The sequence below is a fragment of the Roseobacter denitrificans OCh 114 genome (genome assembly GCF_000014045.1).
Lineage (GTDB): Bacteria > Pseudomonadota > Alphaproteobacteria > Rhodobacterales > Rhodobacteraceae > Roseobacter > Roseobacter denitrificans.
The window spans coordinates 665384-679393 of sequence record NC_008209.1; the positions used below are offsets into that span (position 1 = coordinate 665384).

Annotated in this window: 15 protein-coding genes; 10 read left to right on the plus strand and 5 right to left on the minus strand. The window is 59.1% G+C overall.

All coding sequences use genetic code 11. The features are described from left to right. Positions 1–83: 83 nt before the first annotated feature. The 5 genes from RD1_RS03150 to RD1_RS03170 are packed head-to-tail and all read left to right on the plus strand — an operon-like array spanning position 84 to position 5555. Positions 84–845, plus strand: coding sequence for an SDR family oxidoreductase (locus tag RD1_RS03150; RefSeq protein ID WP_011567004.1), 762 nt, complete (start codon positions 84–86; stop codon positions 843–845). Beyond that, complete coding sequence (locus RD1_RS03155; protein WP_011567005.1) at positions 842–2641, plus strand: IlvD/Edd family dehydratase; 1800 nt, start codon at positions 842–844, stop codon at positions 2639–2641. Before RD1_RS03150 ends, RD1_RS03155 begins: the two co-directional genes overlap by 4 nt. Before the next feature lie 33 nt (positions 2642–2674). After that, positions 2675–3523, plus strand: a complete 849-nt coding sequence (locus tag RD1_RS03160) for a fumarylacetoacetate hydrolase family protein (RefSeq protein WP_011567006.1) — start codon at positions 2675–2677, stop codon at positions 3521–3523. Beyond that, the gene (locus RD1_RS03165; RefSeq protein WP_011567007.1) at positions 3524–4453 is read left to right on the plus strand and encodes a 2-hydroxyacid dehydrogenase; all 930 of its coding nucleotides are present in this window, start codon (positions 3524–3526) and stop codon (positions 4451–4453) included. A 1-nt stretch (position 4454) separates the two neighbouring features. Then, positions 4455–5555: a mandelate racemase/muconate lactonizing enzyme family protein gene (locus RD1_RS03170; RefSeq protein WP_011567008.1), complete on the plus strand. Its 1101-nt coding sequence runs from the start codon at positions 4455–4457 to the stop codon at positions 5553–5555. Here RD1_RS03170 and RD1_RS03175 read toward each other — a convergent pair. Further along, a complete protein-coding gene (locus RD1_RS03175; protein WP_011567009.1) occupies positions 5552–6205 on the minus strand; it encodes a ChrR family anti-sigma-E factor in 654 nt (217 codons plus the stop codon). The two genes, RD1_RS03170 and RD1_RS03175, sit on opposite strands and share 4 nt — an antisense overlap. A gap of 7 nt (positions 6206–6212) precedes the next feature. Further along, positions 6213–6737, minus strand: a complete 525-nt coding sequence (locus tag RD1_RS03180) for a sigma-70 family RNA polymerase sigma factor (protein WP_050759048.1) — start codon at positions 6735–6737, stop codon at positions 6213–6215. Positions 6738–6992: 255 nt separating this feature from the next. On the opposite strand from RD1_RS03180, the gene RD1_RS03185 reads away from it, so the two are divergent. The 5 genes from RD1_RS03185 to RD1_RS03205 are packed head-to-tail and all read left to right on the plus strand — an operon-like array spanning position 6993 to position 11600. Further along, complete coding sequence (locus RD1_RS03185; RefSeq protein WP_044032910.1) at positions 6993–8321, plus strand: NAD(P)/FAD-dependent oxidoreductase; 1329 nt, start codon at positions 6993–6995, stop codon at positions 8319–8321. Next, the gene (locus tag RD1_RS03190) at positions 8318–9076 is read left to right on the plus strand and encodes a DUF1365 domain-containing protein (protein WP_011567012.1); all 759 of its coding nucleotides are present in this window, start codon (positions 8318–8320) and stop codon (positions 9074–9076) included. Before RD1_RS03185 ends, RD1_RS03190 begins: the two co-directional genes overlap by 4 nt. After that, the gene (locus RD1_RS03195; protein WP_011567013.1) at positions 9076–10305 is read left to right on the plus strand and encodes an MFS transporter; all 1230 of its coding nucleotides are present in this window, start codon (positions 9076–9078) and stop codon (positions 10303–10305) included. Before RD1_RS03190 ends, RD1_RS03195 begins: the two co-directional genes overlap by 1 nt. Positions 10306–10308: 3 nt before the next feature. Next, positions 10309–10869, plus strand: coding sequence for a DUF3833 domain-containing protein (locus RD1_RS03200; RefSeq protein ID WP_105880310.1), 561 nt, complete (start codon positions 10309–10311; stop codon positions 10867–10869). Then, positions 10869–11600, plus strand: a complete 732-nt coding sequence (locus RD1_RS03205; RefSeq protein WP_011567015.1) for an SDR family NAD(P)-dependent oxidoreductase — start codon at positions 10869–10871, stop codon at positions 11598–11600. Before RD1_RS03200 ends, RD1_RS03205 begins: the two co-directional genes overlap by 1 nt. A gap of 3 nt (positions 11601–11603) precedes the next feature. Here the strand turns inward: RD1_RS03205 and RD1_RS03210 are convergent, their stop codons facing one another. From RD1_RS03210 to RD1_RS03220, 3 genes are read right to left on the minus strand one after another with little or no spacing between them, the layout of a single operon-like run. Then, entirely contained in the window at positions 11604–12656 is a 1053-nt protein-coding gene (locus RD1_RS03210; RefSeq protein ID WP_011567016.1) for a saccharopine dehydrogenase, read from the minus strand. Continuing rightward, on the minus strand, positions 12653–13273 hold the full coding sequence (locus tag RD1_RS03215; protein ID WP_011567017.1) for a glutathione S-transferase family protein: 621 nt from the start codon (positions 13271–13273) through the stop codon (positions 12653–12655). Before RD1_RS03215 ends, RD1_RS03210 begins: the two co-directional genes overlap by 4 nt. 10 nt (positions 13274–13283) lie before the next feature. After that, on the minus strand, positions 13284–13937 hold the full coding sequence (locus RD1_RS03220; protein WP_011567018.1) for a histidine phosphatase family protein: 654 nt from the start codon (positions 13935–13937) through the stop codon (positions 13284–13286). Positions 13938–14010: the final 73 nt, after the last annotated feature.

A 14010-nucleotide genomic window follows, 5' to 3' on the forward strand; every position in this document is an offset into this window, starting at 1 on the left:
GTCAGCAAAAAATGTGCAAGGCGAGGCGGGTCGAAACCTGCCATCCGCCGACAACACACATGCTGATAAAGGGAGAGAATATTATGCCTGGGCAAAGACTTAAAGGAAAACGCGCGCTTGTAACCGCCGCCGGTCAGGGGATTGGCCGCGCCAGTGCATTGGCGATGGCTGAAGAGGGGGCGCAGGTCTTTGCGACAGACATAGACATGGATGCGCTTTCAACGATTCGGGAGGCGAATCACGAAAATATCGAAATTTTCGAACTTGATGCCCGCAGCGATGACAGCGTGGCCGCCGGTGTCGAACGGGCCAGACCGGACGTTTTGTTCAACTGTGCAGGCTTTGTGCATCACGGCACAATTCTGGATGCAACGGATGGTGATTGGGACTTTGCCTTTGATCTGAACGTGCGCTCCATGTTGCGCACCATCAAGGCGGCACTGCCCGGCATGCTGAATCGCGGTGTCGGGTCGATCGTCAATATGTCGTCTGCCTGCTCTTCGGTCATGGGTGCGCCAAACCGGTTTATCTATGGCACGACCAAGGCTGCGGTGATCGGGCTGACCAAATCGGTTGCGCTGGATTTCATCGACAAGGGCATCCGCTGCAATGCGATCTGCCCGGGCACGGTGGAAAGCCCAAGCTGGCTTGAACGCGTGGACGCTCTGGGCAAACAGTTGGGCAGCCGGGAGGAAGCGCTGGCGCAATTCGTGGCCCGGCAACCCATGGGGCGCGTTGCCAGTGCCGATGAGATCGCCTCGCTCGTCGTCTATCTTGCCAGCGATGAAAGCGCGTTCACCACAGGGCATCCCCATATCATTGACGGAGGCTGGTCAGGCCAATGACAAAGAAAATCGGTATCGAAGACTTGCGGTCGCGCAAGTGGTTCATGAACCCGGACAATCCGGAAATGACCGCGCTTTATCTTGAGCGCTATCTCAATTACGGGCTGACGCGGGGCGAGTTACAATCGGGCAAGCCGATCATCGGTATTGCGCAAACCGGCAGTGACCTCAGCCCCTGTAACCGCCATCACCTCGAGTTGACCAAGCGCGTACGCGACGGGATCATTGCGGCAGGCGGCACCTGCATCGAGGTGCCCGTGCACCCCATTCAGGAAACCGGCAAACGCCCTACGGCGATGCTGGATCGCAACCTTGCCTATCTGTCGCTGGTTGAGACGCTGTTTGGCTACCCGCTGGATGGTGTTGTGCTGAATATCGGCTGTGACAAGACCACGCCTGCGCTTTTGATGGCGGCTGCGACGGTGAACATTCCTGCGATTGCCCTGTCGGTGGGGCCAATGCTGAACGGCTGGTTCAAGGGTGAGCGGACAGGGTCCGGGACAATCGTCTGGAAGGCGCGCGAAATGCTGGCCGCCGGAGAGATTGATGACGACGGTTTCATGGAGCTTGTTGCCTCTTCCGCGCCGTCGGTGGGCTATTGCAACACGATGGGCACCGCGACCACGATGAATTCACTGGCGGAGGCCTTGGGCATGCAACTGCCCGGTTCCGCGGCGATCCCGGCACCCTACCGCGAGCGGGGACAGATCAGCTATGAAACCGGGCGGCGCATTGTGGACATGGTCTGGGAAGACCTGCGCCCCTCGCAGATCATGACGCGCGAGGCTTTCGAGAACGCGATTGTCATCAATTCCGCCATTGGGGGGTCGACGAATGCGCCGATCCACCTGAACGGGATCGCGCGCCATCTGGGTGTTCCGCTGGACAATAACGATTGGCAGAAGCTGGGCCATGATGTGCCGTTGTTGGTCAACTTGCAGCCGGCGGGTGAATACCTTGGCGAAGACTACAGCCATGCGGGCGGGGTGCCTGCCGTCGTGGGTGAGTTGATGGCAGAGGGCATGTTGCCGCATCCCGACGTGATCACCGTGAATGGCAAAACCATGGGCGAGAACTGCGCCGATATGCGCAGCGCGGATACCAAGGTGATCAAGACCGTTGCGGATCCATTGAAAGCGCAGGCGGGTTTTATCAACCTGACCGGCAATCTTTTTGACAGTGCGATCATGAAGACCAGCGTGATCAGCGAGAGTTTTCGCGCCAAATATCTGTCGAACCCTGAGGATCCGAATGCTTTTGAGGGGCGTGCGGTTGTCTTTGACGGGCCGGAGGATTTTCACAACCGCATCGACGATCCCGCCGAGGCGATCGACGAAAACTGCATCCTCTTCATGCGCGGTGCAGGCCCAAAGGGGTATCCCGGTGGGGCTGAGGTGGTGAACATGCGCCCCCCGTCCTATCTGATCAAACAGGGTGTTGAAGCCTTGCCCTGCGTGGGTGACGGGCGGCAATCGGGAACCTCGGGCAGCCCATCGATCCTGAACGCCTCCCCTGAGGCGGCGGCGGGTGGTGGTCTTGCGCTGTTGCAAAACGGGGACCCTGTGCGCATCGATTTGCAAAAATGCACCGCCAACAGCCTCGTGCCGCTGGATGAACTGGCGGAACGCGCCCGCTTGTTCGAGGCTAATGGCGGCTACGACGCCCCCGAAAGCCAGTCGCCCTGGCAGCAATATTTCCGCGAAAAAGTCGGCCGTTTTGACGAGGGAATGATCCTCGAAGATGCCGACAAATATCAGGACATCTCGCGTCGGTTCATGCCGCGCGACAACCACTAGGCGCTGCGGCGCACAGACGAAAAGGAAGAAGACATGAAACTTGTAAGATACGGTGACGCAGGCGCAGAAAAACCCGGCATGCTGGATGCAGAAGGCGCGTTGCGCGATCTGTCGGGCCATGTGGATGACATTGCGGGCGACGTGCTGTCCGACGCGGGCCTTGATAAGCTGCGCGCGATTGATCCGACCAGCCTGCCCGTTGTGGATGGCAGCCCGCGCATTGGTCCTTGCGTTGGCAATATCGGTAAATTCATGTGCATCGGGCTGAACTATTCCGATCATGCCGCCGAAACAGGTGCCGCCATCCCCGAGCATCCGATCCTGTTCTTCAAGGCCAATTCTGCGGTCGTGGGGCCGAATGACGATGTGTCCATGCCGCGCGGCTCCACCCACACCGATTGGGAGGTCGAACTGGGCGTCGTGATCGGGACCACGGCCAAATATGTGTCCAAAGAGAACGCATTGGATCACGTGGCAGGCTATTGCGTGATCAACGACGTCTCCGAGCGGCATTTCCAGACGCAGCTGACGGGGCAGTGGACCAAGGGTAAATCCTGCGACACCTTCGGGCCGACCGGGCCTTGGCTGGTGACGCGTGACGAGGTGGCGGACCCGCAAGCCCTGGACATGTGGCTGGACGTGAACGGCAAGCGGATGCAGACCGGCACGACCAGTACCATGATCTTTACCGTGGCCGAGATCATCGAACACCTCTCGGGGCTGATGACGCTGCATCCGGGTGATGTGATCACCACCGGCACGCCTCCCGGTGTCGGCATGGGGATAAAGCCCGAACCCGTCTATCTGAAAAAAGGCGATGTGATGGAGTTGTGGATCGAAGGGTTGGGGACGCAGCGGCAGACCGTGACGGAGGACGCATAGATGCCGGACCTGTTGCAAATCGGCGGTGTCACCGATGTCATGCGCGAAAGGCTGGAGGCGGCGTTTACCATCCACAAGCTGGCCGACGGCGCCTACCCGGCGGAGGCGATCACGCATATTGCCACCAATGGGCATGACGGTGTGCCCGCCGATGTGATGAGCGCGTTGCCCAACCTCAAGATGATCAGCTGCTATGGCGTTGGCTATGACGCGGTGGACGTCACGGTAGCAAAGGCGCGTGGCATCGTCGTGACGCATACGCCGAATGTGTTGAACGGTGAAGTTGCCACCACGGCGGTGATGCTGATGATGGCCTGTTATCGTGAACTGTTGCGCGATGATGCCTGGGTCCGTTCCGGCGATTGGGAGGCGAAAGGCAATGCGCCGCTGACCCGTTCGGTGGACAATCAGACGGTTGGAATTCTGGGCCTTGGACGCATTGGCCAGGCGATTGCTGACAAGCTCGCGCCCTTTGGCACGACGATCGTGTATCATTCCCGCACGCAGAAAGACGTGGCCTATCAATACTACGCTGATCTGACGGAAATGGCGGCCAACGTGGATTGTCTGATCTGCATCACACCGGGTGGGCCAGCGACCAACAAGATCGTCAACAAAGACGTTCTGGACGCCTTGGGGCCCAAGGGAACGCTGATCAATGTGAGCCGCGGGTCGGTCGTGGATGAGGCCGCGATGATTGCAGCCTTGCAGGAAAAACGCCTTGGTTGGGCTGGGCTGGACGTCTTTGAGGCGGAACCCAAGGTGCCGCAGGCCCTGCGCGATCTGCCCAATGTCGTTCTGTTACCCCATGTCGGCAGCGCTACGGTTGAAACGCGCGCCGCGATGGGGGCTTTGACCGTCGACAACCTGTTGCAGCACCTCTCCGATGGTAGCACCGTATCCCCGGTGCCGGAATGCGCGGATATGTGACATGAGCCGGATCGCCACGGTTCAGGCCCGGCTTTTCAATGTGCCCTTGGATGAGGTGTTGGTGGATGCCAAACACGGCAGTCACAGCCACTTTCACCTCATCACGGCGACCATAACGCTGGAAGACGGGCGTCAGGGCACGGGTTATACCTATAACGGCGGGCGCGGCGGGCATGCGACGGCGGCGATGATCACGCATGATCTGGCGCCCTTTCTCATCGGCAAGTACGCGCAGGACGTCGAAGCGCTGAACGATGCGATGCAATGGCATATGCATTACGTGGGGCGTGGCGGCATCGTCAGCTTTGCGATCTCGGCGGTCGATATCGCCCTGTGGGATTTGCGCTGCAAGGCGCATGGCGCGCCCCTCTGGCAACTGGCGGGTGGCGTGGATAACAGTTGCAAAGCCTATGGCGGCGGCATTGATCTTGCCTTTCCGCTGCCCAAACTGCTCACGCATGTGCAGGGCTATCTCGATGCGGGCCTGAATGCGGTCAAAATCAAGGTCGGCCAGCCAGATATGGCAGACGATATTGCCCGTATCCGTGCCGTGCGTCGCCATATCGGTCCCGACGCCGATTTCATGATCGACGCGAATTATGCGTTGACGGTGGAGCAGGCGATCACCCTCGCCAATGCGGTGAAGGACCAGAATATCCTATGGTTTGAAGAGCCGATCATCCCGGACAATTACCCCGGATATGCGCAGATCACCAAAGCGACGGGCATGGCCGTGGCGCAGGGCGAAAACCTGCACACGATCCACGAGTTTGAAATGGCCGTGGCGCAGTCAGATCTGGGCTTCATCCAGCCCGATGCATCTAATTGCGGTGGTATCACGGGGTGGTTGCAGGTTGCGGCGCTGACCGAACAAAGCGGCATCGCACTATGTTCGCATGGCATGCAGGAATTGCACGTGAGCCTTGTTTCCGCTCAGGCGCACGCCGGCTGGATCGAAGTGCACAGCTTTCCAATCGACCGATACACGATGCGTCCGCTGGTGATTGAGGACGCACGCGCGGTTGCGCCGGATGAATCCGGGATCGGCGTGACGTTCGATTGGCAAAGGTTGCAGGCCTTTGAGGTCGTGCAACCAGCTTAAATCCTGAGGAACCGTTGCGCGATCTTCGGCAGCAGGCGGTCGAATTCCAGCGGCGCATCCGCAACTGCAAGGCAGATGCAATCCTCGTGGATGTCCGCAACCGGCGTGTGGTGCAGGTCACTGTCGGCGATTTCCACGTCGCCACGTGCGAAATATCCGTCATCGTCCTGAAACGCGCCTTTGAGCACCATGGTCATTTCGGTGCCCTTGTGTCCGTGATCCGGCATCGCGGTGCCCGCCGGGATCAGCAACAAACGTGCGGTTGCGTCTTTCGATGTCGGCAAAATCGCTTGCTTCACGCCCATGCCAATTGGCTTCCACTTGATGCTGTCAAGATCGCCGCCCACGTAATCCTGTATCGGCTTGGGCAGCACGCCTGGTGTCGTTTTCGCCGCAGGCATGGTCACATCGATATCGCCACCCGCGATCAGATCCATGGTGTTCGCAAAACTGTTGTTGTCCATTTCGGTATCGGCGCTTTGCTCAAGCAGAGCACCGCCGAGCGCGTCAAAGCTCTCCGCCTGCGCACGGCAGCTGTCGCAGAGCGACAGATGTGCCGCGACCATCAGGTTGAAGGCTTCAGGTAGCGTTCCGGCAGAATAGGCCATGAGAATGGCGTCATTGAGATGGTGTTTAATGGTATCAGTCATCGTTTCATCACTTCATTGCGTGGCGTAATCTGTCCAACGCCAGTCTTATTCTCGATTTGATCGTGCCAAGCGGCAGACCGGTTTGTGCGGCAATCTCGCTGTGGGTCAGGTCCCCGAAATATGCCTTTTCTATCAATTCTCTTTGCGCGGGCGGCAGCGCCGCGAGGGCCGAAACCAATATCTCTGACTCCTGCTGCAGGCCCAGTACTTCCGCCTGATCCGGTTCCGCTTCGGGACCCCAGGTCAGGTCTTCCGGCTCCGGGCGTCTGTTGCGACGCAGCAGGTCAATCTTGCGGTTTCGCGCGATGGTGAAAATCCACGTTGCGACAGAGGCCCGCGAGGGGTCGAACTGATGCGACTTGTGCCAGAGCGTGGCCATCACGTCCTGTGTGCATTCCTCGGCCAGGGTCGAATCCGCACCGGATTTGATCAGGAACCCTTTGACGCGCGGCGCGAAGTGATCAAACAACTCCGCGAATGCGGCGCGGTCCTGATCATCCCGGATACGCGTCATGTGAGATACCCAGAGCATCCGTTTCGATGGTTCACTTGACGTCACTTGCTCACGTCCCGTTTTCACTACTTTCAAATGCCCAGAAGTACCCGGCCCGACGAGCTGGAATGGCGATGCCGTGTCCGGTTGGATGGTCAGATTTGCACACATACCAAGGATACGCCATGCGACAGAATTTGGATCACTCTTATTTAAGGATGGTTTTCAATTCATCCAGCGACCAATATGCCGCGTATACCTCTGCAAGACTGTCACCAAGGTAGAAAGACATCAATGCCGTTTGAAGCTCTCACGCTGGGCGAGTTGCCAGCGTACACACCTCCTCAAAATCAAACCAAAGTTGCGATCATTGGCGCTGGAATCTCCGGGTTGGGGGCCGCGCATATGCTGTCCAAGACCCACAAGGTCACCCTGTTCGAAGCCGAGGATCGTCTGGGCGGTCACGCGCGCACCAAGATGGCGGGCAAGCGGGGGGATCAGCCGGTGGATACCGGCTTCATCGTCTTTAATTATGCCAATTATCCCTATATGGCCGCGCTGTTCGAACAACTGGATGTGCCGGTCGTAAAATCGAACATGAGCTTTGGCGCATCCATCGACGGGGGTGCGCTGGAATATGCGCTGACCTCTCTTGATGCGCTTTTTGCGCAACGGCGAAATGCGGTTCATCCTGCGTTTTTGCGCATGGTGCGGGACATCTTCAAATTCAACAAACATGCCATCACTGTCGCGCAGGACGAAAGCCTGACGCTGGGGGAATTCCTTGACAAGATGGGCACGGGTCCGTGGTTTCGCGATTACTATCTGTTGCCGCTGTCCGGGGCCATCTGGTCCACTCCGGTTGAGAAAATCATGGATTTCCCGGCCTATGCGCTGATCCGGTTCTTCGAAAACCATGCGCTGTTGAATACCACTGGACAGCATCAATGGTACACGGTGCAGGGCGGGTCGACGCAATATGTGCGGCGGCTGGAAAATGCCCTGCTGGCGCAGGGTGTCGAGATGCGCCTCGGGGCGGCTGTTCAATCGGTGCGTCGTGTGGGGGGCAAGGTGTTCATCCGTCCGTGGGGCGGTGAAGAGGAGGCGTTCGATCATGTGATCATGGCGACCCATTCGGATGATTCCCTCAAGATGCTGGCTGACCCCAGCGCGCAGGAAACTGCCGCATTGGATGCCGTCGCCTATCAGCCAAATGACATTGTGCTGCACGCGGATGCAAGCATCATGCCGAAGCGTAAAAAGACATGGGCGAGCTGGGTCTACACAGAGGACAAGGATGCCCTGTCCGACCGGATTGATCTGACCTATTGGATGAATTCGCTGCAGCCCATCCCGCATGATGACCCGCATTTCGTGACGTTGAACACGAAACGCACGATCCGCGAAGAGTTGATCTACGATCAGGCCACGCTGCGCCATCCGGTCTATGATCTCGCGGCCTTGACGGCACAGAAGGAGGTTGCGGATTTTAACGGGGCACAAAACACGTGGTTCTGCGGGGCATGGATGAAAAACGGCTTTCATGAAGACGGACTGTCCAGCGCGGTCGACGTCGTGCGCAAGCTGCGCAGCAATGAGCAGATGAAAGTCGCGGCCGAGTGACCTTAGGCATCGATCATATCTCCGGGCTGACGTATCATGGCCGCAAGGGTGCGATCAGCAACGCGTTTCGCTATTCGGTGGATTACGTGCTGCTGGACGCCGAAGCGGAGGTAAAGACCCCATGGTTGTTCTCGCGAAACGGGCGCGGGTTCACCGGTCTGAAAGACCTTGATCACGGCGGCGCACCCGGGCAGGGGCGCGGTGCCTCTTGGGTGCGCGAGGTGCTTGGCCAGCATCAGATCCGCGATGTGGAAACGATTGAACTTCTGGCACAGCCGCGGGTGTTGGGGCATGTGTTCAACCCCGTGAGTTTCTGGTTGTGCCGTCGCTCTGACGGGGCCTTGATCACGGTGATCGCAGAAGTTTCGAACACCTTCGGGGACCGGCACAGTTATCTGTGCGCGCATTCTGATCAGCGCCCGATTGAACCGAGTGACACGCTTCAGGCGACCAAGATTTTCCATGTCTCACCCTTTCAGCCGGTGGAAGGCGGGTACAAGTTCCGCTTTGATGTGACGGATGCGCGCATCGGCATCTGGATTGATTACGCGCGCCCGGATGGCGGTTTGATCGCCACGCTGACGGGCCATCGCAAACCATTGACCAACGGCGCAATCCTGCGCGCGGCGTTTCGCCGACCTCTTGGCGCGCGCCGCGTTCTGGCGCTCATCCACTGGCAGGCGCTCAAGCTCTGGATCAAGGGGGCCATCTATCGCGGACGTCCCAAACCGCCATCAAAAGAAGTGTCAAGATAGTGCAAAAGACGCAGAGGTTACCCGCCTATTCGCTTTTTGCGGCTCTGCTGGCAGCGGCGGGTTTGCCGATATACATCCACGCGCCGAAATTCTATCTGGATGAATATGGTGTGTCGCTTGCGGCCTTGGGCGCGGTGCTGTTCGGGCTGCGCCTGCTTGATGTGGTTCAGGACCCGCTGCTGGGCAAACTGGCGGAAAAAACCCGCACGCAGCGCCGCACCTATGTCTCCATTGCTGCGCTGATCATGGCTGTTGCCATGGTTGCGCTTTTTGCGGTGCCGCCTTTGCTGCCCCCGCTGGTGTGGTTCGGTCTGTGCCTGACGTTCGTGTTTTCAGCGTTCAGCTTTCTGACCATCAACTTTTACGCACAGGGCGTGATCAAGGCGGATGCGATGCCCGGGCAAGGGCATCTGCGTCTTGCCCGTTGGCGCGAAAGCGGTGCGCTCACTGGCGTATGCGTGGCTTCGGTCGCGCCGGTTGCCCTGGGGGCGGCGATGAATGCGCCTTTTGCGGGGTTTGCCATCGGGTTTTGTGTACTGGGCCTCGCGGCCGTCTGGGCGATGAGAGAGGAATGGAGCACGGCCGGCGTCGCGGCGTCCACCGGGTTTGCCACGGTGCTCAAAGACCCGCTGGCGCGGCGTTTGTTGTTGATCGCCATGGTCAACGCCGCCCCCGTTGCCGTCAGTTCCACGCTGTTTTTGTTCTTTGTGGAAAGCAAGCTGGCCGCCCCGGGTTTCGAGGGGCCACTGCTGTTGCTCTTCTTCTTGTCCGCAGCGCTTGCCGCCCCGGTCTGGAGCGCTCTGGCAGAGCGTTTTGGGCCGCGCAATGTACTTTTGCTTGCGATGGGTCTGGCCATCGCGGCTTTTGGACTTACCTTAACGCTCGGTCCCGGCGATTGGGTGCTGTTTGCTCTGATCTGCTTGGCGTCCGGTGCGACTCTGGGGGCTGATCTGACATTGTTACCGGCGATTTTTGCGTCCCGTATGGCGCAAATCTCGCCATCGGCATCAGAGGGCTTTGGGCTTTGGTCGTTTGTTTCGAAACTGACCCTTGCCTTTGCGGCAGTCACTTTGTTGCCCCTGCTTGAACGGGCAGGCTTTCAAAGCGGGTCATTGCAAAACCCGCCGGAGGCCTTGGCACTGCTGACGCTGCTTTACGCGGCGGTGCCGTGTGCCTTGAAACTAATCGCCATCGCCTTGCTGGTGATGACCGACCTGAAGGAGGCCTGAAGAGTGAATATGTGGTTCTATATCCTGATCGGTGCGCTTCTCGCGTTCACCCTTGTCTGGATGCGGCGTACCTTCTGGAGTTTCACCGCGCAGACCCCGGAGGATTACGAAGATGAAAACCCCGCATTCGACGTGCGCGAACACCTCAATGGCCCGATCCTGTGCGAAGGTGTGATCTATGGCCCACTGGGCCGTGTCAGCAGCCGTTTTGTCGCTGATTTCGATGCCTCGTGGGAAGGCAACACGGGTGTTATGAAAGAACGGTTCGTCTATGACGATGGCACCGTTCAGGATCGCGAATGGCATCTGACGCTCGGAAATGACGGTAAAATCCGCGCCTTGGCGTCCGATGTTGTCGGGGAAGGACAAGGCAGGCAATCCGGTTCAACCGTGCTGTTGAAATACGACATTCGCCTTCCGGAGGCGTCAGGCGGTCATGTTCTCAATACCGTTGACTGGATGTATCTGACGCCGAATGGTACGATCATGAACCGCTCGCAGTTCAGAAAATTCGGCATCAAGGTTGCGGAGCTTGTCGCGACGATGCGGCCTAAGGAAGCATAATGCGTGACTGGAAAGGCAAACGATACTGGCTTGTTGGCGCAAGTGACGGTTTGGGCGCGGCGCTCGCGCTGAAGATGAGCCGCGCCGGCGCGCATGTCATCCTGTCCGCCCGGTCCGCGGATAAACTGGCCGCCGTTGCGGAAAACCTGCCGAATGAGGCTTCGGTTCAGGTGGTTGACGTGTCGGATGATGCAAGTGTCGATCAGGCCGCAAACGCAATCGGGCAGATAGATGGCGTCGTCTATCTGGCGGGCGTCTACTGGCCATTTGCGGCACAGGAGTGGGATGCCGAAAAAGCGACCGCGATGGCGGATATCAATTTCACCGGCCTGGTGCGTGTGATGGGGCGGATCGTGCCGCAATTCGTGTCCAGAGGCGCGGGCCATGTGGTGATCACCGGCAGTCTGTCGGGGTTTCGCGGGCTTCCCGGTTCGATCGGATACACGGCATCAAAGGCCGGTACGATGTCGCTGGCGGAATGCATGTATGCGGACCTGCGCGGCAGCGGTGTGGACGTGCAGGTGTCAAACCCCGGCTTTATCAAGACGCAATTGACGGACAAGAACGACTTTTCCATGCCCTTCATCATGACACCGGATGAGGCAGCGGATCACATGTTCCGTCACATGAACACCAAGCGTTTCAAGAACAGTTTTCCGACGCTGTTTTCATGGGTGTTTCGGGGCAGCCAATTCCTGCCGGACTGGCTTTATTTCCGTATCTTTTCCTGAGCGCTAAAGCCTGTCGCGGTGCGTCCTGTAGGTCGTCGCAGCGCGTTGCCAGATAGCGCTATTGTCCTTCAGGGACATCAGCGTCGGCAGCAATTGCGCGGCATAATCCTGACTGCTTTCGAGCGGCAACAGCGAGGGCAGGTTGTCGATGGCCGTCACATCGAGCATCGGTTGATCATGCACGCGTCGCGCCGGTTCTGCCCATGTCGTCGTCCGGTCATAGACCTTGATCGGGGAAAAATCGCTGTCCGGGTCGCAGGCAATATCCGCGATGACCGATAGCCGTCGCGCAGCGTCTGCGGTCTGTGCAGGGACGAAAACCGGCGTGCCGGGACGCGCCAGCACACAGTTGAAAAACAGATCATGCGCCAGCACCTCGGGGAAAGGGCCGCCACCTGTGGTTTCGGCCATATCCCATTTCGTGCAGGCAACACCCATCGCCGTGCACAGATCGAAAACACCCGTTCCGACGCGCCCCAGCGCACCGATGATCAGGGCCGTCGGGCGGTGCGTGCCCGTTGCCAGCAGATCGCTTTGCAGATCGGCCAGCAGATGCGTGGAACTGTCATGAGGCGTGACCGGGCCTGCGATACTGCCCCTTTGTTGCGCGGCCCAGCATTTCAGCGCGACCGCCGCCCCGGCGTAGCCTGCCCAGTATCCAAAGGCGGCAACCCGTCGGTTCTGATCATCCACCAGATATTCCAGATCCAGCAGCGTGCCACCGCCCGCTTTGAAGCGTTGCAACAGAACGCGTCCCGCTGGTTGCCCCTTGAACGCGTGACCAAACATGATGTGACGGTGCGGCAGGGGCGTTCCATCCTCGGGCAGCTCTTTCAGGCCGAAGATGATCGCGTCTTTCGGCGCATCGGGCCAGCTGTGCGCGGGGGCCATCGTGCAGCCTGTCGCGGCGTAGGCGGCATCGGGAATGACGCGCGTCGGGCTTTGTTCAACCGTGAGGGTGATGCCCGATGCAATCAGCTGGCGTGCCCCATCAGGCGTCAACCCGACGCGCGTTTCATTGTCGCGTTGTTCAGCGCGTACCCAAAGATGTGTCATGCCGGTAGCATCCCCGCCTTTACTGCCTGACGCACGCCATCGCGCGCCCGCATCCGTTTGTCAAACGCGGTGATCTTGGGAAAATCATCCAAACGCACTCCGTCCCCCTCCAGCCACGAACAGACGACAAACAGGTAAGGGTCCGCGAGGGACAGACGATCCCCGGTGACAAAATCGCCCTTCAGGCAATGGTCCTCAACGTATCGTGCATTTTGCGTCATATTCAGCGTCGCCCTGGCGGCCATATCCGCGAGGCTTTCGGGGTGATCTGCCCAGCGGTTGCCGCGCAGGCGGTGCGCGTGGTTCACATGCATGGTCGAGGCAAGATAATACATCACGGCGCGCATATGTGCAGCCTTCAGCGGGTCCTGCGGCACAAGGGCGGCCTGCGGGGCGAGGGCTGCGATGTATTCAAGGATCGCGCCGGTTTCGGTTAGAAGGTTGCCACCTGTGTCGAGTGTCGGGACGCGGCCTTTGGGGTTGAGGCCGAGGTAGGGTGCCTTTGTCTGCTCTGCATCCGCAAAACTCACTTTGACAGGCTCAAATGGCAGTTGTGCTTCGTAAAGGGTGATTGCGACGGCAACCGCGATCGAACCGGGCGAATAATAGAGACGCATGGAAGCTCCTTCAGACGTGGGTCTGGGCGAAGTGGCGGCTTGGGTCTTCCAGATGCGGAATCGCGTTGAACATGGTCGGCGACAACTGCCCGCCAATGGGGAACAGCCGATGTTGCGACGTATTGTAGATGGCGAGCGCGAGTTGCGCCATGGCGCCGATGTCCAGCCGCAGGACCTGCCGCATGGCACAGGCAATCAGCCCACCGGAGGTGACGACCAATGCGGGTCCGTCCCCCTCAGCTATTTCGCGCAGAACGTCCGAAATCCGGGCTTCAAATTCGCAAAACCGTTCCGGTGCCCCGGCGATCTCATCCCTTTGCCACGCGGCAAAGAGCATGGGCAAATGGGTCGTGAAACCTGCCTGATCCGTCGGAAAGGGAACCCCGTGTTCTTTTTCCATGGCACGCGCAAGTGTCAGGTATTCCAGCTCATTCAGGCGCGCGTCCCTGATCGGTGTCAGGCCCATTTGCATGGCCGCTTCGGTTTCGACGTGCCGCCGCAAGGTGCCGGTGAAAAGCCGTGCGTGATGTTGGTTTTGCGCCTTCAGATGTGCCCCCAGCCACGCGGATTGCTGATGGCCCAAGGTGCTCAACTTGTCGTAGCTTTGCTCGTCAGTGGCACCTGAATTTGCCTGACCGTGGCGAATAAGGGTAATGTGGGACATGCGTTCTTTCTGCTTGGTATCGCTTTTATTAAGCCACTGCGTTGCGGGTTGAAAGACCACTTGGATTGCGTGA

Coding starts and splice junctions, on each gene's coding strand:
- RD1_RS03150 (WP_011567004.1), top strand. CDS start 84: ATGCCTGGGCAAAGACTTAAAGGAAAACGCGCGCTTGTAACCGCCGCC.
- RD1_RS03155 (WP_011567005.1), top strand. CDS start 842: ATGACAAAGAAAATCGGTATCGAAGACTTGCGGTCGCGCAAGTGGTTC.
- RD1_RS03160 (WP_011567006.1), top strand. CDS start 2,675: ATGAAACTTGTAAGATACGGTGACGCAGGCGCAGAAAAACCCGGCATG.
- RD1_RS03165 (WP_011567007.1), top strand. CDS start 3,524: ATGCCGGACCTGTTGCAAATCGGCGGTGTCACCGATGTCATGCGCGAA.
- RD1_RS03170 (WP_011567008.1), top strand. CDS start 4,455: ATGAGCCGGATCGCCACGGTTCAGGCCCGGCTTTTCAATGTGCCCTTG.
- RD1_RS03175 (WP_011567009.1), bottom strand. CDS start 6,205: ATGACTGATACCATTAAACACCATCTCAATGACGCCATTCTCATGGCC.
- RD1_RS03180 (WP_050759048.1), bottom strand. CDS start 6,737: ATGCTCTGGGTATCTCACATGACGCGTATCCGGGATGATCAGGACCGC.
- RD1_RS03185 (WP_044032910.1), top strand. CDS start 6,993: ATGCCGTTTGAAGCTCTCACGCTGGGCGAGTTGCCAGCGTACACACCT.
- RD1_RS03205 (WP_011567015.1), top strand. CDS start 10,869: ATGCGTGACTGGAAAGGCAAACGATACTGGCTTGTTGGCGCAAGTGAC.
- RD1_RS03210 (WP_011567016.1), bottom strand. CDS start 12,656: ATGACACATCTTTGGGTACGCGCTGAACAACGCGACAATGAAACGCGC.
- RD1_RS03215 (WP_011567017.1), bottom strand. CDS start 13,273: ATGCGTCTCTATTATTCGCCCGGTTCGATCGCGGTTGCCGTCGCAATC.
- RD1_RS03220 (WP_011567018.1), bottom strand. CDS start 13,937: ATGTCCCACATTACCCTTATTCGCCACGGTCAGGCAAATTCAGGTGCC.